This window comes from Frigidibacter sp. MR17.24 (genome assembly GCF_037095655.1).
Taxonomy (GTDB): Bacteria; Pseudomonadota; Alphaproteobacteria; order Rhodobacterales; family Rhodobacteraceae; genus Frigidibacter.
This window is the reverse complement of the sequence record NZ_JBAWKE010000002.1, coordinates 636,207-662,114: the sequence shown is the minus strand read 5'-3', so window position 1 is coordinate 662,114 and position 25,908 is coordinate 636,207. Positions and strand designations below refer to the sequence as shown.

The window sequence follows — 25,908 nt, the reverse complement described above, 5'->3', positions numbered from 1 at the left end:
GCATCCCGGCGCGTCGAAGGCCCTTGCGCTCCCCCGCGGGCAGGGCTAAACGCCCCCTCACAGCGGACCCGTAGCTCAGCTGGATAGAGCACCAGACTACGAATCTGGGGGTCGGGCGTTCGAATCGCTCCGGGTCCGCCATTATCATCCAGACATCGACGCAGTGATCGCACCTCCGCCCCGCGGGGCAGCATCGGTGCGTCAGGGCCGTCCGGCCGGGTCTCGCTCCACGTCCTTTCCGTACACCGCAGCGCCGGTCCTGCCGGCAGCGCCCGACCGCGACATCGCCGCGACATCCGCGCGCCGGCTGTCGGTCGGACCGGGCATGGCCGCATCAGGTCATCCCGCGGCGCAACGGGGGGCGACGGGGGGGGACGCTTCGGCGCAATGGCCGGCTGTTGCCGCTCCGGCATGGAAACGACGGCGGTCTGCCGCTTTTGGGCAAGGTTTCACCCGGACGTGCCTTGAATACTCGCCAGCGCGGCGGTTCACTCCGTCCGTGAACGCTGAGGGAGCAGGGCATGCGCTATTCGGGCTTGAGGGTCTTCGCCGAGGGGCTGCGCGGCAACCGGGGCTGGAAACCCGTCTGGCGCGAGCCCGAGCCGAAGGCCGAGTACGACATGATCGTCATCGGCGGCGGCGGTCACGGGCTGGCCACGGCCTATTACCTCGCGAAGAACCATGGGCTGCGCAACATCGCGGTGCTCGAGAAGGGCTATCTCGGCTCGGGCAACATCGGGCGCAACACCACCATCGTGCGCGCGAACTACTTCCTGCCCGGCAACTCGGAATTCTACAGCCACTCGCTGAAGCTGTGGGAAGGGCTGGATGCCGAGCTGAACTACAACGTCATGCATTCGCAGCGCGGGATCATCAACCTGTTCCACTCGGACGGGCAGCGCGACGCCGCAGCGCGGCGCGGCAATTCGATGATCGCGCAGGGGGATGACGCGATCCTTCTGGACCGTGCGGGCGTGCGCAAGCTGCTGCCCTATCTCGACTACGACAACGTCCGGTTCCCGGTGCACGGCGGGCTTTACCACAAGCGCGGCGGGACGGCGCGCCACGATGCCGTCGCCTGGGGCTATGCCCGCGGCGCCGACCGGCTGGGCGTCGATCTGCTGCAGAACTGCGAGGTCACCGGCATCGACACCGCGAACGGCCGGGTGACCGGCGTGCAGACCACGCGCGGTCCGATCCGGGCGAAGAAGGTCGGCATCGTCACCGCCGGCCGCTCGGGCCAGGTCGCGGCGATGGCGGGCCTGCGCCTGCCGATCGAGAGCCACGTGCTGCAGGCCTTCGTCACCGAGGGGCTGAAGCCGGTGATCGACCACGTCGTCACCTTCGGCATGGGCCATTTCTACATCAGCCAGTCCGACAAGGGCGGCCTCGTCTTCGGCGGCGATCTCGACATGTACGCCTCCTACGCCCAGCGCGGGAACCTGCCGCTGGTCGAACACGTGATGGAGGCCGGCATGACGCTGATGCCGATGATCGGCCGGGCCAAGGTGCTGCGGCAGTGGGGCGGGATCATGGACATGTCGCCCGACGGCTCGCCGATCATCGACCGCACGCCGATCGACGGGCTCTATATCGACTGCGGCTGGAACTACGGCGGGTTCAAGGCGGTGCCGGCCTCGGGCTGGTGCATGGCCCACCTGATGGCCACCGACACCCCGCACGCCGTCGCGCGCCGCTTCCGGCTCGACCGGTTCCTCACCGGGCACCTGCTCGACGAGGAAGGCACCGGCAGCCAGCACAACCTGCACTGAGAGTACGGACGAGACATGCGTATCGACTGCCCCCTCTGCGGGCCCCGCGACAGCCGCGAATTCTATTACAAGGGCGCGGCCGACTATCTCGACCGCCCGGGCCCGGACGCGGGCGCCGCGGACTGGGATGCCCACCTTCACCTGCGCGACAACCCCGAGGGGCCGCTCGACGAGCTTTGGTATCACGCGGGCGGCTGCGCCTCGTGGCTGGTGGTCACGCGCGACACCCGGACCCATGTGATCGGCGCGGTGCGCGCGGTCGATGCCGGAGGTGACGCATGAGGATCGCGGGCAAGGGGCTGGTCGACCGGGCGGCGCCGGTCGGCTTCCGGTTCGACGGGCGCGAGATGCAGGGCCTGGCAGGCGACACGCTGGCCTCGGCGCTGCTCGCCAACGGGGTGCGGCTGGTCGGGCGCAGCTTCAAGTACCACCGGCCGCGCGGCATCGTGACCGCCGGGTCGGAAGAACCCAACGCGCTGGTCACGACCGGGCAGGGCGCGGACACCACCCCCAACGTGCGCGCCACGATGCAGGAGGTGTTCGAGGGGCTGCATGCCGAAAGCCAGAACCGGTTCCCCTCGCTGGGGCTGGACCTGCTGGCGGTGAACGACCTGCTGTCGCCGTTCTTCGGCGCGGGCTTCTACTACAAGACCTTCATGTGGCCGGCGCGGTTCTGGGAACGTCTCTACGAGCCGCTGATCCGCCGCGCCGCGGGGCTGGGCGCGCTTTCGGGGCTGCACGACACCGCGCACAGCGAAAAGGCGTTTGCCTTCTGCGACGTGCTGGTGATCGGCGCGGGGCCCGCGGGCCTGTCGGCCGCGCTGACCGCCGCCCGCGCCGGCGCCGAGGTGATCCTTGCGGACGAGGACGCGCGGATGGGCGGGCGCCTGCTGTCGGAGACCGCGCTGATCGAGGGGCGCCCGGCCCATGCCTGGGTGTCCGACACGCTGGCCGAGCTTGCCCGCCTGGGCGTGCGGCTGATGCCGCGCACCACCGTCAGCTCCGTCCATGACGGCGGCAGCTTCGGGATGCTGGAGCGCGTGGGCCTGCATGTCGCCCGGCCCCATGCCGACCTGCCGCGCGAATGCTTCTGGCGCGTGACCGCCCGGCAGGCGGTACTGGCGGCGGGCGCGCAGGAACGGCTGATCGCCTTCCCGATGAACGACCGCCCCGGCGTGATGCAGGCGGGCGCGGTGCGCAGCTATCTCAACCGCTACGGCGTCGCCGCCGGCCGCCGCGTCGCGGTCTTCGGCAACAACGACGATGCCCACCGCACCGCCCGCGACCTGATCGATGCCGGCGTCGAGGTCGCGGCGCTGATCGACTCGCGCCCCGGCACGGTGCTGCCCGATCTCGAGATCCCGGTCTACGCCGGGGCCCGCGTGATCGACACCGCCGGGCGCAGGGGGCTGAGCCGGATCACCGTCGCCACCCCGGCGGGCGAGGTCCGGGTTTCGGCGGACTGTCTCGCGGTGTCGGGCGGATGGAACCCGGCGGTGCACCTGACCTGCCACCACAACGGCCGCCCGGTGTGGGACGAGGCCATCGCCGCTTTCGTGCCCGCGCCCGCCGGCAGCCCGGGATCGGTCCCGGACCTGATCCCCTGCGGCGCCGCCACCGGCCGGTTCACCACCGCCGAGTGCCTGCAGGACGGCCACCGCGCCGCGGCGCAGGCGCTGGCGGCACTGGGGCTGGAGGTTCCGCCGGCCGACCTGCCCGCGACCGCGGACGGCGCCTATGCCATCGCGCCGCTCTGGGCGGTGCCGGGCAAGGGCCGCGCCTGGCTCGACATGGCCAACGACGTGACCACCAAGGACGTGAAGCTGGCCGCGCAGGAAGGGTTCCGGTCGGTCGAGCACATGAAGCGCTACACCACGCAGGGCATGGCCCCCGACCAGGGGCGGCTGTCGAACCTGGGCGCGCTCGCGGTGCTGGCCGATGCGACCGGGCGCGGCATCCCCGCGACCGGCACCACCACCTACCGCCCGCCCTTCACCCCGGTGTCGATCGCGGCGATGGGCGCGGGCGGCCGGGCCGAGGGCTTCGCGCCCCAGCGCTTCACCACCTCGCACCGCGCGAGCCTGGAACGCGGCGCGCCGATGATCGAGGCCGGGCTGTGGTACCGCCCCAGCTACTTCCCACGCGCGGGCGAAACGGGCTGGCGTCCCGCCTGCGACCGCGAGGTGATGACGGTGCGCGGCGCCGTCGGCGTCTGCGACGTCTCCACGCTTGGCAAAATCGACATCCAGGGCGCCGACGCGGGCCGGTTCCTCGACCTCGTCTACACCAACATGTTCTCGACCCTGCCCGTCGGGCGCGCCCGCTACGGGCTGATGCTGCGCGAGGACGGCCACGTGATGGACGACGGCACCACCGCGCGGCTGGGCGAGCATCACTACGTGATGACCACCACCACCGCCGCCGCGGGCGAGGTCATGCGCCATCTCGACTTCGTGCAGCAGGCCTTCTGCGCCGGCTGGGACGTCCGCACGATCTCGGTCACCGAGGCCTGGGCACAGGCCTCGATCGCCGGTCCGCAGGCGAAGGCGCTGCTGGACGGGCTGCTCGACGCCCCGGCCGATCTGCCGTTCATGGGCTGCGGCCCGGTCTCGATCGACGGGATCGAGGGGCGGCTGTTCCGGATCTCGTTCTCGGGGGAGCACGCCTATGAACTCGCGCTGCCGTCGCGCTTCGGCGAGGCGCTCTGGCGCGAGCTGGTGACGCGGGCCGAGGGCTTGGGCGGCTGCGCCTACGGGATGGAGGCGCTCAATGTCCTGCGCATCGAGAAGGGATTCATCACCCATGCCGAGATCCACGGCCGGGTGACCGCCTTCGACATCGGCCTGCAGGGGATGATGAGCGGCAGGAAGGACTTCATCGGCAAGGGTGCCGCGATGCGCGCGGGGCTTCTTGAGCAGACGCGCCAGCAGCTCGTCGGGCTCAGGCCGATCGAGCCGGGGCCGCTGCTGACCGCCGGCGCGCACCTCTTCGTCCCCGAGACCCAGCCGATCCGCGAACACGACCAGGGCTATGTCACCTCGGTCTGCCATTCGCCGACGCTCGGCACGGCGCTGGGCCTCGGCTTCCTCGCCAATGGCCGCGCGCGCCATGGCGAGGTGATCCGCGTGCTCGACCGGCTGCGCGACATCGATGTGCTGTGCGAGGTCACCGACCCGGTGGCCTTCGACAAGGAAGGAGCGCGGGCCCGTGGCTAATCTCTACGAACGCAGCCCGGCCGAGGGGCTGGTCCCGCTGACCGTCGGCGCGATGGTCCTCGACGAGCATCGCCCGGGCCGGGTGACCTCGGTCGCGCCCCTTGCCGGGCAGCAGGCGGCGGTGGCGGCGGCGCTCGCGGCGCTGGGCCTTGGCTGGCCGGCGCCGGGACGCGCGGTCGCCGGGGCGGTGGCAAGCTGCCTGTGGACCGGGCGCGGGCAGGCCTTCCTCACGGGCATCGCCCCCGAGGGGCTCGAGGGGCTGGCCGCGCTGACCGACCAGTCCGACGCCTGGACGGTGCTGACGCTCGCCGGTCCGGGGACTCGTGCGGCGCTGGCGCGGCTGTGCCCGGTCGACCTGTCGCCGGCGCGGCTGCCGCCCGAGGCCAGCCTGCGCACCCAGCTTGGGCACATGGCCGCGATCCTGCGGCCGATCGGCGCGGAGACGGTCGAGATCTGGGTGTTCCGCTCGATGGCCGCGACCGCGGTGCACGAGATCGCCACCGCGATGCGCGGCGTCGCCGCCCGCGCCGCGCTGGCCTGAGGGCGCGGCCCGCCCGCTCCCCGGGCGGCGCCCGCGCGTGGCCGCGCCGTCAGGCGCTGCCGCCGACGATCTTGCGCCGCCGCTCGCGCCAGAGCGTGAACAGCCCCGCGCAGACCACGATCGCGGCGCCAAGCGCCACGTTCGGGCGCAGCGTGTCGCCGAAGATCGCCATCCCGAACATCGAGGCGAAGACAAGCTGCAGGTAGGCGAAGGGCTGGATGGCCGAGGCCTCGGCTGCCTCGTAGGCCGCGATCAGCAGGTAATGGGCGAGGCAGGCGAACAGGCACAAAAGCCCCATCCAGCCCCAGTCGCCCAGGCTCATCGGCTGCCAGGCCCAGAACCCGCCCAGCGTCGCCACGACCGCGCCCCAGGTGCCGGTCCAGAAGAACGAGGTCGCGGCACTGTCGCGCCGCCCGACATAGCGTGTCAGCAGGCTGTAGAGCGCGAACATCAGCGCCGAGCACAGCGGGATGATCGCCGCCGGGTTGAAGACGCCGATGCCGGGTTCGAGGATCACCATCACGCCGACGAAGCCGATCGCGATCGCGCCCCAGCGCCGCCAGCCGACCGTCTCGCCCAGCACCGGCCCCGACAGCGCCGCCACCAGCAGCGGATAGCAGGCGAAGACGGCATGGGCCTCGACCAGGCCCAGCGCGACGAAGGCCAACACCATCACCCAGACCTCGGCCACGAGCAGCACCGAGCGGAAGATCTGCAGCAGCGGCACCTCGGACCGGGCGGCGGCGCGAAGGCCGCCGGGCCGGCGCGCCGCCAGCGCGATCACGAAGACCGCGAAGAACCAGTAGCGCACCATGGTGATCATCCAGACGTTGTAGGTCCCCGCCAGATGGCGCGAGATCCCGTCCTGGACCGAGAAGACGAAGGTGGTGGCGACCATCAGCAGGATGCCGCGGCGCAGGTTCTGCTCTCTCATTCCGTGTCCCCGATCGCGGGCATCCGGCCCGCCGACATGTGCCGCTTGCCGGCATGGCCGGGCCGCCGCGCGACCTCGAACCCCGCGGCGGCGAGACCGCGGCGCACGAAGCCCGCGGCGGTGTAGGTGGCGAAGCTGCCGCCCGGCGCGGTGTGGCGGGCGACCTCGGCCATCAGCGGCTCGCCCCACATCTCGGGGTTCTTCGCCGGCGAAAAGCCGTCGAGGAACCAGGCGTCGGCGCAGCCGTCCCAGGCGGGCAGGGTGGCGCGCACGTCGCCCGCCACGATCTCGACCGCGACGCCCTCGAGCGCGAAGCGGCGCGCGCCGGCGCCCCAAGCGGCGACCAGCGCCGGGCCGACCGCCGCCAGCTCCGGGAAGGCGGCATGGGCGCGCGCCATCTCGGGCGCGGTCATCGGGAAGGCCTCGAAGCTGGTGAAGCGCATCGGCGCCGCGATCCGGGCCGCGCGGCGCAGCAGCAGCAGCGCCAGCAGGTTCAGCCCGGTGCCGAAGCCAAGCTCTGCGACATGGAACCCCTCGCGCAGGCGCGCGGGAAGGTCGTTGCCGGCCAGGAACACGTGGCGCGTCTCGTCGAGCCCGCCCCGAAGGCTGAAATACGGGTCGTCGAAGCGCGACGAGACCGGCACGGCCGCCGCGCCCGGCTCTTCGCGCCAGCTCAGGCGGGCGCCCTCGCCCGGTTCAGCCATCTGGCCCTCGCCCGTCATCCGACCTATGCCTGCGTGGAACGGCTGAGAGATGACCGAGGCGGCGGCGAATGGCAAGTGAGCACATCAACGAGGTCACGGTGCGCGGCGCGGGCGTCTTCGGCCTGGCCTGCGCCTTCGTCTGCCTGCAGCGCGGCGCGGCGGTGCGGGTGATCGACCCGGCCGGGCCGGGGGCGGGGGCCTCGGGCGGGACCGTCGGCGCGCTGGCGCCGCACGTGCCCGAAGCCTGGAATCCGAAGAAGGCCTTCCAGCTGGACAGCCTGCTGATGGCCGAGGGGTTCTGGGCCGCGGTCGCGGCGGTGGGGGGCGTCGATCCGGGCTATGCCCGCAGCGGCCGGCTGCAGCCGCTGGCCGATGATGCGGCGGCGGCGCTGGCCGGCACGCGGGGCGCGGGCGCGCGGTCGCTGTGGCAGGGGCGGGCGGACTGGCGCGTCGTCGCGGCCGGCGACCTCGGCCTGCCCGCCGACTGGCTGGGGGAGGGCGCGGTTTTCGTGCACGACACGCTGACCGCGCGGATCGCGCCGCGCCGGGCGGTGGCGGCGCTGGTCGCGGCGATCCGGGCGCGCGGCGGCGCGGTGCTGACCCAGGGCGAGGACCGCGGCACGGTGATCCATGCGACCGGGGCGGCGGGCCTTGCCGATCTGTCGGCGGCGCTGGGCCGCGGGGTGGGGCAGGGGATCAAGGGCCAGTCGGCGCTGCTGCGCCCCGCGCGCGAGTGCCGCGACCTGCCGCAGCTGTTCGTCGCGGGCCTGCACATCGTGCCGCATGCCGACGGCACCGTCGCCATCGGCTCGACCACCGAGCGCGCGTTCGACGACCCGCGCGCGACCGATGCGCAGCTCGACGCGCTGGTCGAGACCGCGCGCGCCGCCTGCCCGGCGCTGCGCGACGCGCCCGTCGTCGACCGCTGGGCCGGGCTGCGGCCACGGGCGCGCTCGCGGGCGCCGATGCTGGGGGCCTGGCCGGGCCGGCCGGGCCACGTCATCGCCAACGGCGGCTTCAAGATCGGTTTCGGCATGGCGCCGAAGGTGGCCGAGGTGATCGCCGACCTCGTGCTCGGGGGCCACGACGCGATCCCCGCCGGCTTCCGGGTCGAGGACTCGCTGCCGCGCGCAACCCCTTGAACCTCCGGCCGTCGGGGGCCAGTCTCGCCCCCGGAGAAGCGGAGGACCCGGACATGACCAATCGCCACGGCGGCGCCATCCTTGTCGACCAGCTGAAGGCCGAGGGCGTCACCCGCGTCTTTTCCGTGCCCGGCGAAAGCTTCCTTGCGGTGTTGGACGGGCTTTATGATTCGGGCATCGCCAATGTCGTCTGCCGGCAGGAGGGCGGCGCCGCGATGATGGCCGAGGCGCATGGCAAGATGACCGGCGAGCCCGGCATCTGCTTCGTCACCCGCGGCCCCGGGGCCACCAATGCCTCGGCCGGGGTGCACGTGGCCAAACAGGATTCGACCCCGATGATCCTGTTCGTCGGCCAGATCGACCGCACCCACCGCGACCGCGAGGCGTTCCAGGAAGTGGACTATCGCGCGATGTTCGGCACGGTGGCGAAATGGGTGGCCGAGATCGAGACCACCGAGCGCATCCCCGAATACGTCAGCCGCGCCTTCCACGTCGCCACCTCGGGCCGGCCCGGCCCGGTGGTGCTGGCCCTGCCCGAGGACATGCTCTCGGCCCTGGCCGAGGTGCCGGCGATCCCCGCCCGCGCGCCGGTGCCGAAGGCGCTCGCCCCGGCGCAGCGCCACGCGGTCGCGCGCGCGCTCGCGCTCGCGGAGCGGCCGCTGGTGGTGGTGGGCGGCAGCCTGTGGTCGCAGACCGCGGCCGATGATCTTGCCCGCTTCGCCGAAAGCTGGGGCCTGCCGGTCGCGGCAAGCTTCCGGCGGCAGGGGCACATGGACAACGACCACCCGAACTATGCGGGCGACCTCGGGGTCGGCATGAACCCGAAGCTGGGCGCGCGGCTGCGCGCGGCCGATGTCGTGCTGTGGCTGGGCGCGCGGATCGGCGACAACCAGACCGCGGGCTACACGCTCGTCGATCCCGCCGCGCCGGGCAAGACCGTGATCCACGTCTATCCCGACGCCTCCGAGCTTGGTCGGGTCGTGCGCCCCGACCTCGGGATCGCCTGCCCGCCCGAGGAGATGATCGCCGCGCTGGCCCAGCAGCCCGTCCCCGACGAGATCGCCGGGCGCTGGACGGACTGGACCGCCGCCGCGCGCGCCGAATACGAGGCCTGGCAGCAGCCCAAGCCCACCCCCGGCGCGGTACGGATGGAAGAGGTGGTGACCTGGCTGTCGGAAAACCTGCCCGAGGACGCGATCCTGACCAACGGCGCGGGCAACTATGCCGCGTTCCTGCACCGCTATTACCGCTTCCGTCGCCACGGCACCCAGCTTGCGCCGACCTCGGGCAGCATGGGCTACGGCTTCCCGGCCGCGGTCTCGGCCTCGTTGCAGCACCCGGGGCGGGTCGTGGTCTGCATGGCCGGTGACGGCTGCTTCCAGATGACGCTGAACGAGATGTCGACGGCGGTGCAGCACGGCGCGACCCCGGTCGTCGTCGTCGCCAACAACGGTCAGTACGGCACGATCCGCATGCACCAGGAACGCCATTACACCGGTCGCGTGTCAGGCACGGCGCTCGCCAACCCCGACTTCGCCGCGCTCGCCCGCGCCTATGGCGGCCATGGCGAGGTCGTGACCCGGCAGGAGGACTTCGCCGATGCCTTCGACCGGGCGCTGGGATCGGGCGTGGTCTCGGTGATCGAGCTGCGGCTGGACCCCGAGGCACTGACCGCCGGCGCGACGCTGTCCGAAATCCGCGCCGCCGCGGGCGGCTGAGGGCGGGACGATGGCGATGCGCCTCCTTGTTCTCGGTGCGCTGCTGGCCCTGGCCGCCCCGGCCGCGGCGCAGCAGGCCGGCCCCAGCTTCGACTGCGCCCGCGCCGGCAGCGCGGCCGAGACCGCCGTCTGCGCCGATCCCGCGCTGGCGGCGATGGACCGGGAACTGGCGCGGCTCTACGCGCGGGCTTTGGCGGGGGGCGGCGATCCCACGCTCCGGGCGATGCAGCGCGGCTGGATCAAGGGTCGCGACGACTGCTGGAAGTCCGACGCGGGCGTCGCGGCCTGCACCCGCGACGAATACGCGCTGCGCATCGAGGAACTGCGCCGCGGATCGGCCGCCGCGCGGCAGGGCGAGGGCGGCTCGACCGGGCCGTTCCCCTATGTCTGCGACGGCTGGGAGCCGGTGGTCAGCGCGGCCTTCGTCACCGTGGGCGACCCGGTCGCGGTCCTGCGCTGGGGCGACATGGCCGCCGTGCTGCCGCAGGCGCCCTCCGGCTCGGGCGCGCGCTATCAGGGCCCGACGATCGCGGGGCCGGCCGAATTCTGGATCAAGGGCGATCAGGCGACGTTCATGCCGCCCGGATCGCGGGCGGGCGTCGCCTGCCGGCGCGACGGCACCGGCTGACCGCGCCGCGCCTTCCGGCCGGGCCGTCGAAAAATTTCCCCATTCTTTCCGTGCTCTCGGCCATGTTCGACATCTTCATGAGGGTGTCGGACCGGCGCAGAACGCGCAGGGCCGCGCATGGGAGGGTGTTATGTCCGGCGAGATTTTGCCGCTGCTGCTGATGGGGCCGATCCTGGCGGCGGTGATCGGCTACGAGCTGTCGAGTCACAGGATACCGCCAAGCGCGATCGTCGTCGCGACGTCGGTCACGCTGGCCTTCTGGCTCGTGGGCTTCGGCGACGTGCCGTTGCTGCCGCGGCTGGTCGCGGCGCTGGTCGCCTTCTGGCTGGCCTATGCCGTGCACGCGATGCGCCGGGCCGAGCTGGACGAGATCGGGCTGGCGACCGCGCTGGTGCTGGCGGTGCCGCCCGACGAACTCGCGGGCTTCGCCGCGGTCTTCGTGCTGCTGCAAGTCGCGACCTTCGGCCTGGCCCGTCGGCTGGCCCGCACTGCCGGGTCCGCCGCTGCCGACAGGGCGCCGATGCTTCCCGTCCTGCGCTGCCCGCGGCCCTTCGGCCTCGGCGCGGCGATCAGCGGGCTTGTCTATCCCTGGTCGCTGCTGCTGGCCGGCGCCTGATTGGGGCTACACCCCGGCGCGCGCTTGTGTTGAATTCGGCCCCGAACGATCGGGAACGGAGCGGCAGATGGCGGAGATCGACCTCAATTCGGACCTCGGCGAAAGCTTCGGCCCCTGGGTGATGGGCGAGGATGCGGCGATGCTGTCCGTCGTCACCTCGGCCAACGTCGCCTGCGGCGGCCACGCCAGCGATCCCGAGACCATGTTCGCCACCCTGGCCGAGGCCGCCGCGCGCGGCGTCGTCGTCGGCGCGCACCCGGGCTATGCCGACCGCGAGGGCTTCGGTCGCCGGGTGATCCCGATGGCGCCGGCCGAGATCGGGCGCATGGTCGCGGCGCAGATCGGCGCGCTGCAGGGCGTGGCCGCGCAGGCGGGCGTGCCGGTGCGCTATGTCAAGCCGCACGGGGCGCTCGGCAACCTCGCCGCCGCCGATGCCGATGTCGCGGCCGCGATCGCGGCGGCGGTGCGGGCGATCTCGCCCGATCTCGCGGTGCTCGCGATCTCGGGCACCGCGCTCGAACGCGCGGCGCGGACCGCGGGGCTGCAGGTGTTCTCCGAGATCTTTGCCGACCGCGCCTACCTGCCCAACGGCCAGCTGGTGCCGCGGTCGCGGCCGGACGCGATGGTGCACGACCCGGTGGCCGGGGCCGAGCGGCTGCTGCGCTTTCTCGACACCGGGCGGATGCCCGTGGTCGACGGCGCCGATCCGATCCGGCTCGAGGCGCAGTCGATCTGCGTGCACGGCGACAGCGCCGGTGCCGTCGCCCGCGCGGTCGAGGTCCGTCGCGCCCTGACCGAGGCCGGGGTGATCCTGCGCCCCTTTCTGCCGGCATGAGCGGCTATCCCCGCTTCAAGCCCGTCGCCGACCGCGCGGTGCTGGTCGAGTTCGGCGAGCGCATCGACGCGGCGGTGAACGCGCGCGTCATCGCCTTCGACCGGGCGCTGGCGGCGCGGCCCTTCGCCGGCTTCGCCGAGGCGACGCCCGCCTATGTCAACCTGCTGGTCGAGTTCGACCCCGCCGTGACCGACCACGCCACCGCCACCGCGGCGCTGGCCGGGCTGCTGGACGGGCTCGATGCCGCCGCGACCGAGGGGCGGCTGCGCGAGGTCGAGGTCTGCTATGACGACGATCTCGCCCCCGACATGGCTGCGGTCTGCTCGGCGACCGGGCTGTCGCGCGACGCGGTGATCGCGGCGCATCTGGCGGGCGACTACCGGGTGCACATGTACGGCTTCGCGCCGGGCTACGCCTATCTCGCCGGGCTGCCGGCCGCGCTGCAACTGCCGCGCAAGGCGCAGCCGGTGCGCGACATCCGCGCGGGTGCGGTGATGATCGCGGGGCCGCAATGCCTCGTGTCGACGCTGACCATGCCCACCGGCTGGTGGATGATCGGCCGGTCGGCGACCCGGATCCTCGATCCCGGGGCCGAGCGTCCGTTCCTGTTCGACGTCGGCGACCGCGTCGCCTTCCGCCGGGTCGACCGCGCCCGTTACGATGCGGGCCTGGCCCGAGAGGGGAGGGAGGCATGAGCCGCGCCGTTCTTCGCGTGTTCCGCGCCGGGCCGCATGTCACCTTCCAGGATGCCGGCCGGCCGGGGATGAAACGCTTCGGCGTCACCCGCTCGGGGGCGATGGACCGCGACGCCTTCGACGCGGCGCAGGCCGCGCTTGGCGTGCGCCCCGGCGCGACGGCGATCGAGATCTCGCTGGGCGGGCTGGTCATCGACTGCCTCGAGGGCGAGGTCGGCTTTGCCCTGACCGGCGGCGGCTTCCGGGCCCGGCTCGCGGGCGAGATGCTGGGCGACTGGCTGGTCGCGGGTCTCGGCGCGGGCCAGCGGCTTGAGATCCTGCCGGGCTTCTGGGGATCCTGGGCGATCCTTGCGCTGGCGGGCGAGATCGCGGTGCCGCAGTGGCTGGGATCAAGCTCGACCCATGGCCCGACGGGGCTGGGCGGTGGCCGGCTGCTGGCGGGGCAGGAGATCGTCGTCGAGGAGGCCGCCACGATGGCGCCACGCCACGGCCCGATCCCGCGCCCCGCCGGCGCGCGGCCACGCGCCGAGATGCGGGTGGTGACCGGCCCGCAGGAACGGTTCTTCGACGCCGCCACCATGGGCCTGCTGACCGAGGCGCCGTTCACGCTCAGCCCCGCCTACGACCGGATGGGGGTGCGGCTCGACGGGCCGCCGCTGCGCCCGGTCGCGGCGCTGGACATGCCCTCCGAACCGATCTGCCGCGGTGCGATCCAGGTCAACGGCGAGGGGGTGGCGACGGTGCTTCTGGCCGATCACCAGACCACCGGCGGCTATCCGAAGATCGCCACCGTGATCGGGCCCGACATCGACCGGCTGGCGCAGATGCGCGCCCGCGACCGGCTGGTGTTCCGCGCCGTGTCGCCCGAGGAGGCCGCGGCCGCGGCGCGGACCCGTGCCGCGACCCGGGCGCGCTGGCTGGGGGCGCTGGCCCGCCGCTGACCGGCGGCCGCCGCCCCCCGGATGCGAAACGGCCCCCCGGAGGCGATCCGGGGGGCCGTTCTCATCTCGTCGCGGGACCGCGTGTCAGTTCGCGCGGAACTCGAGCACCTTGACGAAGCGCAGTGCGAGCACGGTGCAGATCGCGCCCGACAGCAGGTAGATCCCGCCCCAGACCAGGCCGAAGTAGGACGACAGCACCAGCGCGGCGAGCGGCGCGAAGCCCGCACCGAACAGCCAGGCGAGGTCCGACACGATGGCCGAGCCGACATAGCGGTAGCCCGGCGCGAAGACCGAGGCGGCGGCGCCCGAGCACTGGCCGAAGGACAGGCCCAGCAGGATGAAGCCGACGATCATGTAGGTCAGTTCGCCCAGGGTGTCGCCCGACAGCAGCAGCGGCGCGACCAGCGCGAAGATGCCGATGGCGATCGCGCCCAGCATCAGCAGCGTGCGGCGGCCGATCGCGTCCGAGATCTTGCCCGACAGGTAGACGGCGACCAGGCCGAAGCAGGCGCCGATGGCCTCGATCAGCAGGAAGTTCGCCGGCGCCTCGTCGGTGTAGAGATAGACCCAGCTGAGCGGGAACACCGTCACCATGTGGAACAGCGCGAAGCTCGCGAGCGGCACGAAGGCGCCGGCGATGATCGTGCTGCCTTCCTTGGCGATGGTCTCGCGGAACGAGGTCGGCTGCAGTTCGCGGCTGAGGAACAGGCGTTCGTATTCGCTGGTCACCACGATGCGCAGGCGCGCGAACAGCGCCACGACGTTGATCGCGAAGGCCACGAAGAACGGATAGCGCCAGCCCCAGTCGAGGAAGTCCTGCGCCGAGAGCGACGAGACCAGGAAGACGAACAGCAGCGCCGCCACCAGCAGCCCGAGCGGCGCGCCGAGCTGCGGCACCATCGCGTAGACGCCGGTCTTGTTGCGCGGCGCGTTCAGCGCCAGCAGCGAGGCGAGGCCGTCCCACGCGCCGCCAAGCGCGAGGCCCTGGCCGATGCGCAGCGCGGCAAGCATCACCACCGCCCAGGCGCCGACCGTCTCGTATTGCGGCAGCAGGCCCATCAGCACCGTCGACGTGCCCAGCAGCAGCAGCGCGAGCGTCAGCTTCGCGCCCTTGCCATAGGTGCGGTCGATGGCGGTGAAGATCATCGTGCCGAACGGGCGGGCGATGAAGGCGAGCGCGAAGATCCCGAAGGACCACAGCGTCGCCGTCAGCGGATCGGCGAAGGAGAAGATCGTCTGCGGGAAGACGATGACCGACGCGATCGCATAGACGAAGAAGTCGAAGAATTCCGACGTGCGGCCGATGATGACGCCGATCGCGATGTCGCCGGGGCTGACGTGATCATGCGCGTGGATCTGGCGGGCGTCCTGTTCGGCGGTCACCGATGCGGGTTGGCTGGACATGCCGGAAACGGCTCCTGTTCTGACGTTCATCGCGCCGGGGAGGGCGCGCTGGTTTCATACGCACTCGCGTGCGGAGTGTTTAACGGTCCATGCCTTTGCACGGGCCTAATTCCAAGTCGCGCGACCGCGCGGTGACGGCTTATTTGCCTGTCCGTGTCTGAGTCGCAATGCGCCGGGGGCCTTGTGCACCCGTTTGCTGCAAAGCGGCAGTGGTCAAATTGTCCTATGTCACTTTTCCGCCGTACGTACTAGCAGGGGCGCGGACTCATAGCCTCTCCCATGGCGCCGCAGGGGTGCCATTGGCCTGACCGACAGGATACAGCCTTGAAACTCAAGAGATTCGCCGCCCTGCTGCCGATTCTTCTGATCGCCGCCTGCAAGCCGGTGGTCTTGGCACCCTCGGGCGATGTCGCCGCACAGCAGCGTGATCTGCTGGTGATTTCCACCGTGCTGATGCTCCTCATCATCATCCCGGTGATCTTCCTGACTTTGTATTTCGCGTGGAAATATCGCGAATCGAACAAGGACGCCGACTATCAACCCGACTGGGACCACTCGACCAAGCTCGAGCTGGTGATCTGGGCGGCGCCGCTCTTGATCATCATCTGTCTCGGCGCGCTGACCTGGGTCGGCACGCACCTGCTTGACCCCTACCGCCCGCTCAACCGGATCTCGGCCACCGAACAGGCCGCGCCGGGCGAGGAGCCGCTGGTGGTCGAGGTCGTCGCGCTCGACTGGAAATGGCTCTTCATCTACCCGGAATACGGGGTCGCGTCGGTCAACGACATGGCGGTGCCGGTGGACCGGGCGGTGGAATTCAAGCTGACGTCCTCGACGGTGATGAACGCCTTCTACATCCCGACCATGGCGGGGATGATCTACGCGATGCCCGGCATGGAGACGACGCTGCACGGCGTGATCAACAAGCCCGGCACCTATGACGGCTTCTCGTCGCACTATTCCGGCGCCGGCTTCTCGCACATGCGCTTCAAGGCGCACGCGACCGATACCGACGGCTTCAACGCCTGGATCGCCAAGGCGCGCGAGAGCGGCGCCACCCTCGACCGGCCGAGCTATATCGAGCTGTCGCAGCCGACCGAGAACGCCCCCGTCCAGTACTGGGCCGAGGTCGATCCTGAGCTGTTCCCGCGCGTGGTGCAGATGTGCGTCGAAGAGGGCCGCATGTGCATGAGCGAGATGATGGCGCTGGACGCGCAGGGCGGCACCGGCCTTGCCGGCGCGATCAACGTGGCCCAGCTGCCGCGCGCCCGCAACGTGACCGGCACGATCCGCCCGGTGTTCGGCACCGCGAGCTTCATGGTCACGAGCTTCTGCACCCCCGAGGACAGCGCGCGCATGTTCGCATCGTCGGACACCGCCGTGACCGCCCCCTTCGATCCTTCGCCGATGCGCGGCCACGCGCTGACCCGTCCCGGCGCCCCGGCGGCGAGCGGCCTGACCGCGCTCGACACCGAGACCGCCGACCGGAACCTCTGAACGGACCTCCCCGATGACACCCGCAGCAACTGCACCACACACAACCTTCCTGTTCGGCAAGCTCGGCTTTGACGCGATCCCGCAGGAACCGATCGTCTGGGCGACCTTCGCGGTCGTGGCGCTGGGAGGCATCGCGCTTCTCATCGCGCTGACCTACTTCAAGCTCTGGGGCTATCTCTGGAAAGAGTGGTTCACCAGCGTCGACCACAAGAAGATCGGGATCATGTACATGATCCTGGGCATCATCATGCTGCTGCGCGGCTTCGCCGACGCGCTGATGATGCGGCTTCAGCAGGTCTGGGCCTTCAACGGGTCCGAGGGCTATCTGAACGCCCACCACTACGACCAGGTCTTCACCGCCCACGGCGTGATCATGATCTTCTTCGCGGCGATGCCCTTCGTCACCGGGTTCATGAACTACGTGGTCCCGCTGCAGATCGGCGCGCGCGACGTGTCCTTCCCCTTCCTGAACAACTTCTCGTTCTGGATGACGGCCGGCGGCGCGATCATCATCATGATGTCGCTGTTCGTGGGTGAATTCGCGCAGACCGGCTGGCTGGCCTTCCCGCCGCTGTCGGGCATCGACGCGAGCCCGGGGGTCGGGGTCGACTACTACATCTGGGCGCTGCAGGTCGCGGGCGTCGGCACGACGCTGTCGGGGATCAACCTTCTCGTCACCATCGTGAAGATGCGCGCCCCGGGCATGACCATGATGAAGATGCCCGTCTTCACCTGGACCGCGCTCTGCACCAACGTGCTGATCGTCGCGTCGTTCCCGGTGCTGACGATGACGCTGATCCTGCTGACCCTTGACCGCTACGTGGGGACGAACTTCTTCACGAACGATCTCGGCGGCAACTCGATGATGTACGTGAACCTGATCTGGATCTGGGGCCACCCGGAAGTCTACATCCTGATCCTGCCCTGCTTCGGCATCTTCTCGGAAGTCACCTCGACCTTCGCGGGCAAGCGGCTGTTCGGCTATACCTCGATGGTCTACGCGACCATCTGCATCACCATCCTGTCCTACGTCGTCTGGCTGCACCACTTCTTCACGATGGGCTCGGGCGCCTCGGTGAACTCGTTCTTCGGGATCACCACGATGATCATCTCGATCCCGACCGGGGCGAAGATCTTCAACTGGCTCTTCACCATGTACAAGGGCCGCGTCCGGTTCGAACTGCCGATGATGTGGACCGTGGCCTTCATGGTCACCTTCACCGTGGGCGGCATGACCGGCGTGCTTCTCGCCGTGCCGCCGGCCGACTTCGTGCTGCACAACTCGCTGTTCCTGATCGCGCACTTCCACAACGTGATCATCGGCGGCGTGGTCTTCGCGGTCTTCGCGGGCATCAACTTCTGGTGGCCCAAGGCCTTCGGCTTCCGGCTTGACCCGTTCTTCGGCAAGATCTCGTTCTGGTGCTGGGTGATCGGCTACTGGCTGGCCTTCACGCCGCTCTACGTGCTGGGCCTGATGGGCGTGACCCGCCGGATGCGCGTCTTCGACGACCCCGACCTGCGGATCTGGTTCGCCATCGCCGCGCTGGGCGCCGCCGTGATCGCCGTCGGCATCGCCGCCTTCATCGCGCAGATCGCCTGGTCGATCTGGAAGCGCAAGGAACTGGTCGACGTCACCGGCGACCCGTGGGGGGGCCGCACGCTGGAATGGGCGACCTCGTCGCCGCCGCCGGCCTACAACTTCGCCTTCACCCCCGTCATCCGCGACCTGGACGCCTGGTGGGACATGAAGTCGAAGAAGGCGCAGCGCCCGCTCTACGGCTTCCTGCCGATCCACATGCCGAAATCGACCGGCGCGGGGGTCGTTCTGGCCGGCTTCGCCACGATCTTCGGCGTCGCGATGATCTGGTACATCTGGTGGCTGGCGATCGCGAGCTTCGCCGCGATCGTGATCGGCGCCATCATCCACACCTTCAACTACAACCGTGACTACCACATCCCCGCGAACGAGGTGGAAACGGTCGAGGACGAGCGCACCCGCCAGCTCGCCCTGGGAGCCTGATCGATGAGTGCATCCATGCATAGCAACGACCAGACCGGGTTCTGGGAGCTCGAGCCGCACCACCATGCGGAGGGCGCGAGCACCAGCCTGGGCTTCTGGATCTACCTGATGTCCGACTGCCTGATGTTCGCGGTGCTCTTCGCCGTGTTCGGGGTGCTGGGCCACAACTACGCCGGCGGGCCGGGGCCGAAGGAACTCTTCGACCTCGAGCTGGTGGCGCTCAACACCGCCTTCCTGCTGATCTCGTCGATCACCTTCGGCTTCGGCATGCTGGCGGCGCACGAGGGCAACAAGTCGGGCGCGCTGCGCTGGCTGTTCGTCACGCTGCTGTTCGGGCTCGGGTTCCTCTGCGTCGAACTCTACGAGTTCAACCACCTGATCCACGAGGGGGCGGGGCCGCAGCGCTCGGCCTTCCTGTCGGCCTTCTTCGCGCTGGTCGGCACGCACGGGCTGCACGTCACCTTCGGTTCGATCTGGCTGGTGACGCTGATGGTGCAGGTGTCGCAGAAGGGCCTGATCCCGGCGAACATGCGCCGGCTGGGCTGCCTGTCGATGTTCTGGCACTTCCTCGACGTCGTCTGGATCGGCGTCTTCACCTTCGTCTATCTGATGGGGATGATCTGATGTCCGCCGCCACTCCCGAGACGCACCACGAGAAGCTTGCGCAAGAGCACGGCCATCACCACGACGACGGCCACGACCACGGCACGCACAAGTCCTATGTCACCGGCTTCGTGCTGTCGGTGGTGCTGACCGCGATCCCGTTCATCATCGTCATGGCCGGCGGCTTCACCAGCCCGGTCTGGACGGCGCTGACGATCATGGCCTTCGCCATCGTGCAGATCGTCGTGCACATGGTCTACTTCCTGCACATGAACACCCGCTCGGACGAGGGCTGGACCATGCTGGCGACGATCTTCACGATCATCGTCGTGGTCATCACCCTCTCGGGCTCGCTCTGGGTCATGTATCACCTGAACACGAACATGATGCCGGGCATGAACCACGAGCTGACCGGCCTTGGCGGGAACTGAGGCCACGAACGCCGACGACGGGCCCGCGCGCAAGCCGCGCGGGCCCGTTGCGCTTGCGCTGCTGGCGCTTGTCGCCGCCGTGCTGGTCGCGGGCTTCTGCGCCCTGGGGATCTGGCAGGTGCAGCGGCTGGCGTGGAAGACCGACCTGATCGCGCGGACCGAGGCGCGGCTGGCGGCCGATCCGGTGCCGGCCCCGGGCCCCGCCGACTGGCCCGGGATCACGCCCGCGCGCGACGAATACCTGAAGGTGACCGTCACCGGCACGCTGATGAACACCACGGACACGCTGGTGCAGGCGGTGACGGACCGCGGCGCCGGCTTCTGGGTGATGACGCCGATGGCCACCGAAGAGGGCTGGACCGTCCTCGTCAACCGCGGCTTCGTCCCGGCCGACCGGCGCGAGCCGGGCTATCGCGACTATCCCGAGGGCACCCGCACGATCACCGGGCTGCTGCGCCTGCCCGAGCCCGGGGGCGCCTTCCTGCGCGCCAACGACCCGCAGGCGGACCGCTGGTTCTCGCGCGATGTCGCGGCGATCGCCCAGGCGCGCGGGCTGGGGCAGGTCGCGCCCTACTTCATCGACGCGGCCGCCGGTCCCGATGCCGCGGCGCTGCCGGTGGGCGGGCTGACCGTGGTCAGCTTCCGCAACCACCACCTGCAATACGCCCTGACCTGGTTCGGCATGGCGCTGGGAACGCTGCTGTGCGCCGGGATCGTCTGGCGCCACGAGGCCCGCCTGCGCCGCGCCGCGCGCTAAAGCACCAGGATCGCGCGGAAGTCGTTGACGTTGGTCAGCGTCGGCCCGGTCACGATCTGGTCGCCAAGGGCGGCGAACAGGGTGTGGGCGTCGTTGTCGGCCAGGTCGTCGCGCGGATCGCGGCCAAGCGCGCGGGCCCGGGCGATGGTGTCCGGCCCGATGAAGGCGCCGGCCACCTCGCGCGCGCCGTCGACGCCATCGGTATCGGCGGCCAGCGCGTGGATGCCCTCGGCCCCCTCCAGCGTCAGCGCCAGCGACAGCAGGAACTCGACATTGCGCCCGCCGACACCGCCGCCGCGCACCGTCACCGTCGATTCGCCGCCCGACACCAGCACGCAGGGGCGCGCGAACGGCAGCTCGGTCCGCGCGACCGACAGCGCGATCCCGCCCAGCACCCGCCCCATCTCGCGCGCCTCGCCCTCGAGCGAGTCGCCAAGCACGTGGCAGGTCATGCCGCGGGTCTGCGCGGCCTCGGCCGCGGCCTTCAGCGCCTTCGTCGGCGAGGCGACGATCCGCGCCTCGGCCCGGGCAAGCCGCGGATCGCCGGGCTTGACCGACTCGGCCTCGGGGCGGGCCAGCGCCCGCGCCACCGCGGGCGAGGGCGCGATGCTGTAGCGGCGCAGCACCTCCAGCGCATCGTCGACGGTCGTGCCGTCGGCGACGGTCGGACCCGAGGCGATGACCGACGGGTCATCGCCGGGCACGTCCGAGATCATCAGCGTCAGCACCCGCGCCGGGTGGCAGGCCGCCGCAAGCCGCCCGCCCTTCACCCGGCTGAGGTGACGCCGCACGATGTTCATCTCGTGGATCGTCGCCCCCGACAGCAGCAGCGCGCGGTTGAGAGCCTGCTTCTCGGCCAGCGACACGTCCTCGGGCGGCGCGGTCAGCAGCGCCGACCCCCCGCCAGAGATCAGCACCAGCGCCAGGTCCTTCGGCCCCAGCCCCTGCGCGATCTCCAGCATCCGCTCGGTCGCGGCGCGGCCGGTCTCGTCGGGCACCGGGTGCGCGGCCTCGATCACCTCGATGCGCTTGGGCGGCGTGCGGGTGACATGGCCGTAGCGGGTGATGACAAGGCCCGTCAGCGGCTCGTCCGCGGGCCAGGAGCGTTCGACGGCCACGGCCATGGCCGCGGCGGCCTTGCCGGCCCCCAGCACGACCAGGCGTCCCCCGGTCTCAAGATCCTGCGGCTTGGGCAGATGCGGCCAAAGGGCGCCAAGCGGCTGGGCGCTGGCGACGGCGGCACTGAACATACTGCGCAACAGGTGGCGGATAGCGTCACGGTCCATGGGCCCCTCCGCGGTCTGGGTGACATTTCGCGCTGTCATGTGCAAGGGAATGATCGGTATCGAAATGAATTGGTGATGGCGTTCCGCATCCTGCGAGACTAGCACTTGGCCATCCCGATCGACCGGAGGATCCCATGGCCACGCTTTCCAATTCGCTCGCGCAGGCGGATGTCGCCCACAACCTGCATCCCTACACCGATGCCCGCGCCTTCGAGGCCAACGGTCCGCTGATCATGGAACGCGGGCAGGGGATCCACGTCTGGGACAACACCGGCAAGCAGTACATCGAGGGGCTGTCGGGCCTGTGGTCGGTCGCCGTCGGTTTCGGCGAGGAGCGGCTGGTGAAGGCCGCGGCCGACCAGATGGGCAAGCTGCCCTATTACCATTCCTTCAGCGCCAAGTCGCACGAGCCGGGGATCCGGCTGTCCGAAAAGCTGGTCGAGATGGCGCCCGAGGGGCTGAACCACGTCTTCTACACCAACTCGGGCTCCGAGGCGAACGACACCGTGGTCAAGATGGTGTGGTACATGAACAACGCGCTGGGCCGGCCCGGGAAGAAGAAGTTCCTGGCCCGCAACAAGGCCTATCACGGCGTGACCATGGTCGCGGCCTCGCTGACCGGGCTGCCGGCGAACCACCGCGACTTCGACCTGCCGCTGATCCCGGTGGTGCGGCTGACCTGCCCGCATTTCTACCGCTTCGGCGCCGAGGGCGAGACCGAGGCGCAGTTCTGCGCCCGGCTGCTGCAAGAGCTTGAGGACACGATCGCGGCCGAGGGCGCCGACACGATCGCGGCCTTCATCGGCGAGCCGCTGATGGGCGCGGGTGGCGTGCTGCCGCCGCCGGCAGGCTATTGGCAGGGGGTCGAGCGGATCTGCCGCGCCAACGACATCCTGATCGTCGCGGACGAGGTCATCAACGGCTTCGGGCGCCTGGGCACCGCCTTCGGCTGCCAGCACTACGGCTTCACCCCGGACCTGATGGCGATCTCCAAGCAGATGTCGTCGTCGTATCAGCCGATCGCGGCGGTGATGTTCTCGGACGCGGTGTTCAACGCCATCGCCGACAACAGCCACAAGATCGGCACCTTCGGCCATGGCTACACCGCCTCGGCCCACCCGGTGGCGACGGCGGTCTCGCTCGAGAACCTCAAGATCATCGAAGAGCGCGACCTGATCGGCAATGCCGCGCGCCTCGGGCCGCGGCTGCAGGCGGGGATGGCGCGGTTCGCCGACAACCCGCTGGTCGGCGAGGTGCGCGGCACCGGCCTGATCGCGGCGGTCGAGCTGGTGGCGGACAAGGCCACCAAGGCGATGTTCGACCCCGTCGGCAAGGTCGGCGCCCGCGCCTCGGTCATCGGCCATGAAGAGGGGCTGATCTTCCGCGCGATCGGCGACACGCTGGCGCTGTGCCCGCCGCTGATCGTGACCGAGGCCGACATCGACGAGATCCTCGCCCGGATGGGCCGCACGCTCGACCGGCTCGCGGCCGAGATCCGGCCGGCCTGATCCGCCGCCCAAAGCGCAGCCGGGGGCCGTCCGCAGGGGCGGCCCCTTCGCGTGCACCGAAGGCTCGGACCCGGCCCGGCAGGGCGCGACGGCTGGCCCCCGGCGCGATCCGCGCTAGGGTCTCTCTCTGCAGTGCGGCGCAAAGGCCGCGAACCAGCTGGGAGCCGACCGATGGCCGATTTTCACCAGGGCGGCTCGATCGCCACGCTGCACATGCTCGACCGCGGCAATGCCCGCCACCTGTCGCGCGAACTCGAGGTCTTCGCCGCCCGCCGGCCGGTGACGCTGATCCTGCCCTCGCTCTACTCCGAGCTCGAGGGCGAGGCGCTGCCGCGCATCCTCGACGAGCTGAGCGGGGTGACCTGGCTGAAACGCATCGTCATCGGCCTCGACCAGGCAGATGCCGGCCAGTACCGCGCCGCGCGGGCCTTCTTCGCGCGGCTGCCGCAGGACCACGTGGTGCTGTGGAACGACAGCCCGCGGATGCAGGGGATCGCGGCGCGGCTGGTGCTGCACGAACTGGGCCCGGTCGAGCCGGGCAAGGGCCGCAACGTCTGGACCGCGATCGGCTACACGCTGGCGCGTGCCGACACGGCGGTGGTGGCGTTCCATGACTGCGACATCACCACCTACGACCGCGACCTGCTGGCGCGGCTGGTCTACCCGGTGGCGAACCCGAATTTCCCCTACCAGCTGTCCAAGGGCTATTACCCGCGCATCGGCGGCGGCAAGCTGAACGGGCGGGTGGCGCGGCTGCTGGTCAGCCCGCTGCTGATCGCGCTGCGCCGGGTGATCGGCGACCGCGACTACATCGACTACCTGCGCGCCTTCCGCTACCCGCTCTCGGGCGAGTTCGCCATCGCCGCCCATGCGCTCGCCGACCTGCGCATCCCGTCGGACTGGGGGCTCGAGATCGGCGTGCTGTCCGAGGCCTGGCGCAACATGGCGCCGCGCGCCGTCGCGCAGGTCGAACTGACCGACGCCTATGACCACAAGCACCAGGCGCTGAGCGAGCACGACGCCTCGACCGGCCTGTCGCGGATGTCGGTCGACATCTGCAAGGCGCTCTACCGCAAGCTCGCCGCCGACGGCACCGTCTTCTCGGAAGAGATCTTCCGCACGCTGCGCGCCACCTACTACCGCACCGCGCTCGATCTTCTCGACAGCTACTATTCCGACGCGATGATGAACGGCCTGACGCTGGACCGCCACGCCGAGGAACGCGCGATCGAGCTGTTCGCGCGCAACGTGGTCGAGGCGGGGCGGGTGTATCTGGAGTTTCCGGCCGCCACGCCCTTCATCCCGACCTGGAACCGCGTCCATGCCGCCGACCCGCAGCTGATGCGCGACATGCTGGCGGCGGTGGCGGCGGATGCCGAAGAATTCACCTGACCGCTCGCCGGGCGGGCGGTAGCCTGCGGGCGAAAGCGGTCGGGACCACGACTCGATTGACGTTTGTGCGCAAACGATTCTGATGGTCGCGTCACTGCCTGTCGCCCCGTCCGAGGATCGCCATGACCCGCCCGATCAGCCCCGCCGCAGAACTGTTCGAAAACGTCTCCGCGCCCTTCGGCCAGGCCCGGGCGATGCCGAAATCGGTCTATACCAGCCCCGAGTTCCTCGAGCGCGAGCTGTCCGCGATCTTCGCGCGCGACTGGCTCTGCGCCGGGCGGGCCGATGCGCTGCCCGCGCCCGGCGACTACCTGACGATGCAGATCGCGGGCGAGCCGATCATCGTGCTGCGCGACCGCGAGGGCGCGCTCCGGGCGATGTCGAACGTCTGCCGCCACCGGATGTCGACCCTGCTCGAGGGGCGGGGCAACGTGCGCTCGATCGTCTGCCCCTACCACGCCTGGACCTACAGCCTTGACGGAAGCCTGCGCGGCGCACCGGCGATGGCGGCGAACGAGGGCTTCTGCAAGACCGACGTCGCCCTGCCGCAGGTCCGCTGCGAAGAGTGGCTGGGCTGGATCATGGTCACGCTGAACCCCGACGCGCCGCCGCCGGCCGAGACGCTGGCGGGCGTCGAGGCGCTGGTCGGCAAGTTCGGCATGCAGCACTACGTCGAGGCCTTCCGCGAGGAGTTCCGCTGGAACACCAACTGGAAGGTGCTGGCCGAGAACTTCATGGAAAGCTACCACCTGCCGGTCTGCCACGCCGAGACGATCGGGCACACGGTCGACCTGATGAAGATGACCTGCCCGGAAGGCGAGGCCGCGTTCAACTACCACTACATCATCAAGAACGACGCGCTGGACCTGACGCTGGCGCATCCGACCAACACCACGCTGGAAGGCGACGACCGCCGCACGACCTGGCTGCTGTCGATCTACCCGGCGCTGCTGATCACGCTCTCGCCCGGCTATTTCTGGTACCTGTGCCTGACGCCCGACGGGCCGGACCACGTCAACGTGCTCTATGGTGGCGGCCTCGCGCCGGAATTCGTCGCCGACCCGAAGGCCTCCGAGCATTTCGCCCGCCTCAAGGCCCTGCTCGACGAGGTCAACGACGAGGACAAGGACTGCGTCGAGCGGGTCTATCGCGGCATCCGCTCGCGGATGGGCGCGCCCGGCCACCTGTCGCACCTGGAACGCCCGAACTTCGACTTCGCGCGCTGGATCTCGGCGCGCGTCGGCCCGGCCTGACGGCCTGCCCCTCGAC

23 protein-coding genes and 1 tRNA gene are annotated in these 25,908 nt (G+C 70.6%); 20 read left to right on the top strand and 4 right to left on the bottom strand.

Annotated elements, in window-relative coordinates; all coding sequences use genetic code 11:
* The first annotated feature begins 64 nt into the window (after positions 1-64).
* The 5 genes from V8J39_RS10470 to V8J39_RS10450 all read left to right on the top strand — a co-directional run bounded on the left by V8J39_RS10470 (position 65) and on the right by V8J39_RS10450 (position 5,528).
* A tRNA-Arg gene (locus V8J39_RS10470) sits at positions 65-141 on the top strand.
* A gap of 380 nt (positions 142-521) precedes the next feature.
* Complete coding sequence (locus V8J39_RS10465; RefSeq protein ID WP_336460825.1) at positions 522-1,772, top strand: sarcosine oxidase subunit beta family protein; 1,251 nt, start codon at positions 522-524, stop codon at positions 1,770-1,772.
* 15 nt (positions 1,773-1,787) lie between these two features.
* A complete protein-coding gene (locus tag V8J39_RS10460; protein ID WP_336460824.1) occupies positions 1,788-2,054 on the top strand; it encodes a sarcosine oxidase subunit delta in 267 nt (88 codons plus the stop codon).
* Positions 2,051-4,987 carry a sarcosine oxidase subunit alpha family protein gene (locus V8J39_RS10455; protein WP_336460823.1) on the top strand — a complete coding sequence of 979 codons (2,937 nt, stop codon included), beginning with the start codon at positions 2,051-2,053 and terminating at the stop codon, positions 4,985-4,987. Before V8J39_RS10460 ends, V8J39_RS10455 begins: the two co-directional genes overlap by 4 nt.
* Entirely contained in the window at positions 4,980-5,528 is a 549-nt protein-coding gene (locus V8J39_RS10450) for a sarcosine oxidase subunit gamma (protein ID WP_336460822.1), read from the top strand. Before V8J39_RS10455 ends, V8J39_RS10450 begins: the two co-directional genes overlap by 8 nt.
* Positions 5,529-5,577: 49 nt before the next feature.
* Here the strand turns inward: V8J39_RS10450 and V8J39_RS10445 are convergent, their stop codons facing one another.
* Positions 5,578-6,462: a DMT family transporter gene (locus V8J39_RS10445; protein ID WP_336460821.1), complete on the bottom strand. Its 885-nt coding sequence runs from the start codon at positions 6,460-6,462 to the stop codon at positions 5,578-5,580.
* The gene (mnmD, locus tag V8J39_RS10440) at positions 6,459-7,166 is read right to left on the bottom strand and encodes a tRNA (5-methylaminomethyl-2-thiouridine)(34)-methyltransferase MnmD (RefSeq protein WP_336460820.1); all 708 of its coding nucleotides are present in this window, start codon (positions 7,164-7,166) and stop codon (positions 6,459-6,461) included. Before mnmD ends, V8J39_RS10445 begins: the two co-directional genes overlap by 4 nt.
* 68 nt (positions 7,167-7,234) lie before the next feature.
* Between mnmD and V8J39_RS10435 the strand changes: the two genes are divergently transcribed.
* The 7 genes from V8J39_RS10435 to V8J39_RS10405 all read left to right on the top strand — a co-directional run bounded on the left by V8J39_RS10435 (position 7,235) and on the right by V8J39_RS10405 (position 13,741).
* The gene (locus tag V8J39_RS10435; protein WP_336460819.1) at positions 7,235-8,308 is read left to right on the top strand and encodes an NAD(P)/FAD-dependent oxidoreductase; all 1,074 of its coding nucleotides are present in this window, start codon (positions 7,235-7,237) and stop codon (positions 8,306-8,308) included.
* Positions 8,309-8,361: 53 nt separating this feature from the next.
* A complete protein-coding gene (locus V8J39_RS10430; protein WP_336460818.1) occupies positions 8,362-10,026 on the top strand; it encodes a thiamine pyrophosphate-binding protein in 1,665 nt (554 codons plus the stop codon).
* A gap of 16 nt (positions 10,027-10,042) precedes the next feature.
* Positions 10,043-10,654, top strand: a complete 612-nt coding sequence (locus tag V8J39_RS10425; protein ID WP_336460817.1) for an MliC family protein — start codon at positions 10,043-10,045, stop codon at positions 10,652-10,654.
* A gap of 130 nt (positions 10,655-10,784) precedes the next feature.
* On the top strand, positions 10,785-11,270 hold the full coding sequence (locus V8J39_RS10420; RefSeq protein ID WP_336460816.1) for a hypothetical protein: 486 nt from the start codon (positions 10,785-10,787) through the stop codon (positions 11,268-11,270).
* A gap of 67 nt (positions 11,271-11,337) precedes the next feature.
* Positions 11,338-12,105, top strand: coding sequence for a LamB/YcsF family protein (locus V8J39_RS10415; protein ID WP_336460815.1), 768 nt, complete (start codon positions 11,338-11,340; stop codon positions 12,103-12,105).
* Complete coding sequence (locus V8J39_RS10410) at positions 12,102-12,800, top strand: 5-oxoprolinase subunit B family protein (protein WP_336460814.1); 699 nt, start codon at positions 12,102-12,104, stop codon at positions 12,798-12,800. Before V8J39_RS10415 ends, V8J39_RS10410 begins: the two co-directional genes overlap by 4 nt.
* Entirely contained in the window at positions 12,797-13,741 is a 945-nt protein-coding gene (locus V8J39_RS10405) for a biotin-dependent carboxyltransferase family protein (RefSeq protein ID WP_336460813.1), read from the top strand. Before V8J39_RS10410 ends, V8J39_RS10405 begins: the two co-directional genes overlap by 4 nt.
* Positions 13,742-13,825: 84 nt before the next feature.
* On the opposite strand, the gene V8J39_RS10400 is transcribed toward V8J39_RS10405, so the two are convergent.
* A complete protein-coding gene (locus V8J39_RS10400) occupies positions 13,826-15,145 on the bottom strand; it encodes an MFS transporter (protein WP_336460812.1) in 1,320 nt (439 codons plus the stop codon).
* A 324-nt stretch (positions 15,146-15,469) separates the two neighbouring features.
* On the opposite strand from V8J39_RS10400, the gene cyoA reads away from it, so the two are divergent.
* Genes cyoA through V8J39_RS10375 form a run of 5 tightly spaced genes read left to right on the top strand, consistent with a single transcriptional unit; the run spans position 15,470 to position 20,453 of the window.
* Complete coding sequence (cyoA, locus tag V8J39_RS10395) at positions 15,470-16,642, top strand: ubiquinol oxidase subunit II (RefSeq protein WP_336460811.1); 1,173 nt, start codon at positions 15,470-15,472, stop codon at positions 16,640-16,642.
* Positions 16,643-16,655: 13 nt separating this feature from the next.
* Positions 16,656-18,662 (top strand): cytochrome o ubiquinol oxidase subunit I, encoded by a 2,007-nt coding sequence (cyoB, locus tag V8J39_RS10390; protein ID WP_336460810.1) that lies wholly within the window; start codon positions 16,656-16,658, stop codon positions 18,660-18,662.
* A 15-nt stretch (positions 18,663-18,677) separates the two neighbouring features.
* Complete coding sequence (gene cyoC / locus V8J39_RS10385) at positions 18,678-19,286, top strand: cytochrome o ubiquinol oxidase subunit III (RefSeq protein WP_442902574.1); 609 nt, start codon at positions 18,678-18,680, stop codon at positions 19,284-19,286.
* Positions 19,286-19,696: a cytochrome o ubiquinol oxidase subunit IV gene (cyoD, locus tag V8J39_RS10380; protein WP_336460808.1), complete on the top strand. Its 411-nt coding sequence runs from the start codon at positions 19,286-19,288 to the stop codon at positions 19,694-19,696. The genes cyoC and cyoD overlap by 1 nt, the downstream gene beginning before the upstream one ends.
* On the top strand, positions 19,683-20,453 hold the full coding sequence (locus tag V8J39_RS10375) for an SURF1 family protein (protein ID WP_336460807.1): 771 nt from the start codon (positions 19,683-19,685) through the stop codon (positions 20,451-20,453). Before cyoD ends, V8J39_RS10375 begins: the two co-directional genes overlap by 14 nt.
* Here the strand turns inward: V8J39_RS10375 and V8J39_RS10370 are convergent.
* Positions 20,450-21,739, bottom strand: a complete 1,290-nt coding sequence (locus tag V8J39_RS10370) for a glycerate kinase type-2 family protein (protein ID WP_336460806.1) — start codon at positions 21,737-21,739, stop codon at positions 20,450-20,452. The two genes, V8J39_RS10375 and V8J39_RS10370, sit on opposite strands and share 4 nt — an antisense overlap.
* A 134-nt stretch (positions 21,740-21,873) precedes the next feature.
* Here V8J39_RS10370 and V8J39_RS10365 point away from each other — a divergent pair, with 134 nt between their 5' ends.
* The 3 genes from V8J39_RS10365 to V8J39_RS10355 all read left to right on the top strand — a co-directional run bounded on the left by V8J39_RS10365 (position 21,874) and on the right by V8J39_RS10355 (position 25,892).
* Positions 21,874-23,247: an aspartate aminotransferase family protein gene (locus V8J39_RS10365; protein WP_336460805.1), complete on the top strand. Its 1,374-nt coding sequence runs from the start codon at positions 21,874-21,876 to the stop codon at positions 23,245-23,247.
* A gap of 171 nt (positions 23,248-23,418) precedes the next feature.
* Positions 23,419-24,639, top strand: a complete 1,221-nt coding sequence (locus V8J39_RS10360; RefSeq protein ID WP_336460804.1) for a glycosyl transferase — start codon at positions 23,419-23,421, stop codon at positions 24,637-24,639.
* A gap of 122 nt (positions 24,640-24,761) precedes the next feature.
* Positions 24,762-25,892 carry an aromatic ring-hydroxylating oxygenase subunit alpha gene (locus tag V8J39_RS10355; RefSeq protein WP_336460803.1) on the top strand — a complete coding sequence of 377 codons (1,131 nt, stop codon included), beginning with the start codon at positions 24,762-24,764 and terminating at the stop codon, positions 25,890-25,892.
* The last annotated feature ends 16 nt before the right edge of the window (positions 25,893-25,908 follow it).

What these genes read in the sequence shown, in the direction of transcription:
- V8J39_RS10465 (WP_336460825.1), top strand. Translation starts at nt 522, where the DNA reads ATGCGCTATTCGGGCTTGAGGGTCTTCGCCGAGGGGCTGCGCGGCAAC.
- V8J39_RS10460 (WP_336460824.1), top strand. Translation starts at nt 1,788, where the DNA reads ATGCGTATCGACTGCCCCCTCTGCGGGCCCCGCGACAGCCGCGAATTC.
- V8J39_RS10455 (WP_336460823.1), top strand. Translation starts at nt 2,051, where the DNA reads ATGAGGATCGCGGGCAAGGGGCTGGTCGACCGGGCGGCGCCGGTCGGC.
- V8J39_RS10445 (WP_336460821.1), bottom strand. Translation starts at nt 6,462, where the DNA reads ATGAGAGAGCAGAACCTGCGCCGCGGCATCCTGCTGATGGTCGCCACC.
- mnmD (WP_336460820.1), bottom strand. Translation starts at nt 7,166, where the DNA reads ATGGCTGAACCGGGCGAGGGCGCCCGCCTGAGCTGGCGCGAAGAGCCG.
- V8J39_RS10435 (WP_336460819.1), top strand. Translation starts at nt 7,235, where the DNA reads ATGGCAAGTGAGCACATCAACGAGGTCACGGTGCGCGGCGCGGGCGTC.
- V8J39_RS10430 (WP_336460818.1), top strand. Translation starts at nt 8,362, where the DNA reads ATGACCAATCGCCACGGCGGCGCCATCCTTGTCGACCAGCTGAAGGCC.
- V8J39_RS10425 (WP_336460817.1), top strand. Translation starts at nt 10,043, where the DNA reads ATGCGCCTCCTTGTTCTCGGTGCGCTGCTGGCCCTGGCCGCCCCGGCC.
- V8J39_RS10420 (WP_336460816.1), top strand. Translation starts at nt 10,785, where the DNA reads ATGTCCGGCGAGATTTTGCCGCTGCTGCTGATGGGGCCGATCCTGGCG.
- V8J39_RS10415 (WP_336460815.1), top strand. Translation starts at nt 11,338, where the DNA reads ATGGCGGAGATCGACCTCAATTCGGACCTCGGCGAAAGCTTCGGCCCC.
- V8J39_RS10410 (WP_336460814.1), top strand. Translation starts at nt 12,102, where the DNA reads ATGAGCGGCTATCCCCGCTTCAAGCCCGTCGCCGACCGCGCGGTGCTG.
- V8J39_RS10405 (WP_336460813.1), top strand. Translation starts at nt 12,797, where the DNA reads ATGAGCCGCGCCGTTCTTCGCGTGTTCCGCGCCGGGCCGCATGTCACC.
- V8J39_RS10400 (WP_336460812.1), bottom strand. Translation starts at nt 15,145, where the DNA reads ATGTCCAGCCAACCCGCATCGGTGACCGCCGAACAGGACGCCCGCCAG.
- cyoB (WP_336460810.1), top strand. Translation starts at nt 16,656, where the DNA reads ATGACACCCGCAGCAACTGCACCACACACAACCTTCCTGTTCGGCAAG.
- cyoC (WP_442902574.1), top strand. Translation starts at nt 18,678, where the DNA reads ATGCATAGCAACGACCAGACCGGGTTCTGGGAGCTCGAGCCGCACCAC.
- cyoD (WP_336460808.1), top strand. Translation starts at nt 19,286, where the DNA reads ATGTCCGCCGCCACTCCCGAGACGCACCACGAGAAGCTTGCGCAAGAG.
- V8J39_RS10370 (WP_336460806.1), bottom strand. Translation starts at nt 21,739, where the DNA reads ATGGACCGTGACGCTATCCGCCACCTGTTGCGCAGTATGTTCAGTGCC.
- V8J39_RS10365 (WP_336460805.1), top strand. Translation starts at nt 21,874, where the DNA reads ATGGCCACGCTTTCCAATTCGCTCGCGCAGGCGGATGTCGCCCACAAC.
- V8J39_RS10360 (WP_336460804.1), top strand. Translation starts at nt 23,419, where the DNA reads ATGGCCGATTTTCACCAGGGCGGCTCGATCGCCACGCTGCACATGCTC.
- V8J39_RS10355 (WP_336460803.1), top strand. Translation starts at nt 24,762, where the DNA reads ATGACCCGCCCGATCAGCCCCGCCGCAGAACTGTTCGAAAACGTCTCC.